This window comes from Cobetia sp. 5-25-4-2 (assembly GCF_013374075.1).
Classification (GTDB): domain Bacteria; phylum Pseudomonadota; class Gammaproteobacteria; order Pseudomonadales; family Halomonadaceae; genus Cobetia; species Cobetia marina.
Window position 1 is genome coordinate 1 of record NZ_BLWK01000038.1, and the last position, 261, is coordinate 261.

Annotated in this window: 1 protein-coding gene; it reads left to right on the forward strand. The window is 66.7% G+C overall.

What is annotated here, in order from left to right:
- Positions 1-261 (forward strand): Ig-like domain-containing protein (locus tag HXS65_RS17440; RefSeq protein WP_176494550.1); only part of this gene is annotated, 261 nt, incomplete at both ends.

A 261-nucleotide genomic window follows, 5' to 3' on the forward strand; every position in this document is an offset into this window, starting at 1 on the left:
AGTTCACGGATGCCGCGACCAAGGACACCGTCACCGACACCCCGACGCTGAACGACACCGATGGCACCACCCTCTCCGGCACCGGTGAGCCCGGCGCGACCGTCGACATCACCGATGGCAATGGCAACCCTGTCGCCACCACCGAAGTCGAAGAGGATGGCACCTTCTCGGTCGATCTCGACCCGATGCCGGAAGACGGTACCGAGCTGACCGCCACCGCGACCGATCCAGCCGGCAACACCAGTGCGCCGTCCAACCCCG